At 59.1% G+C, this 1,033-nt stretch carries 1 protein-coding gene; it reads left to right on the top strand.

The window, feature by feature from the left end; all coding sequences use genetic code 11:
- The first annotated feature begins 62 nt into the window (after positions 1 to 62).
- Entirely contained in the window at positions 63 to 827 is a 765-nt protein-coding gene (locus tag LU671_RS29290) for an IS6-like element IS6100 family transposase (protein ID WP_001389365.1), read from the top strand.
- The last annotated feature ends 206 nt before the right edge of the window (positions 828 to 1,033 follow it).

The raw sequence follows: 1,033 nt of genomic DNA, 5'->3' as shown, positions 1-1,033 counted from the left end.
GGGCTCTGTTGCAAAAATCGTGAAGCTTGAGCATGCTTGGCGGAGATTGGACGGACGGAACGATGACGGATTTCAAGTGGCGCCATTTCCAGGGTGATGTGATCCTGTGGGCGGTGCGCTGGTATTGTCGCTATCCGATCAGCTATCGCGACCTTGAGGAAATGCTGGCGGAACGCGGCATTTCGGTCGACCATACGACGATCTATCGCTGGGTCCAGTGCTACGCCCCGGAGATGGAGAAGCGGCTGCGCTGGTTCTGGCGGCGTGGCTTTGATCCGAGCTGGCGCCTGGATGAAACCTACGTCAAGGTGCGGGGCAAGTGGACCTACCTGTACCGGGCAGTCGACAAGCGGGGCGACACGATCGATTTCTACCTGTCGCCGACCCGCAGCGCCAAGGCAGCGAAGCGGTTCCTGGGCAAGGCCCTGCGAGGCCTGAAGCACTGGGAAAAGCCTGCCACGCTCAATACCGACAAAGCGCCGAGCTATGGTGCAGCGATCACCGAATTGAAGCGCGAAGGAAAGCTGGACCGGGAGACGGCCCACCGGCAGGTGAAGTATCTCAATAACGTGATCGAGGCCGATCACGGAAAGCTCAAGATACTGATCAAGCCGGTGCGCGGTTTCAAATCGATCCCCACGGCCTATGCCACGATCAAGGGATTCGAAGTCATGCGAGCCCTGCGCAAAGGACAGGCTCGCCCCTGGTGCCTGCAGCCCGGCATCAGGGGCGAGGTGCGCCTTGTGGAGAGAGCTTTTGGCATTGGGCCCTCGGCGCTGACGGAGGCCATGGGCATGCTCAACCACCATTTCGCAGCAGCCGCCTGATCGGCGCAGAGCGACAGCCTACCTCTGACTGCCGCCAATCTTTGCAACAGAGCCTCCGTCGCCATGCTCACCTCGCTTTGGTGCACACGAGTATTGAGCATAGTCGAGATTGGTGCAGATCACTTCTGATATTGAACTGTCAGGAGCTGGCTGCACAACAGCCATTACGCCCAATCAACTGGTGCAGTCGTCTTCTGAAAATGACA

This window comes from Pseudomonas sp. NMI760_13 (assembly GCF_021283245.1).
Taxonomy (GTDB): domain Bacteria; phylum Pseudomonadota; class Gammaproteobacteria; order Pseudomonadales; family Pseudomonadaceae; genus Aquipseudomonas; species Aquipseudomonas peradeniyensis.
Note: the sequence above shows the minus strand (reverse complement) of the source record. Positions and strands in the feature narration are given on the sequence as shown.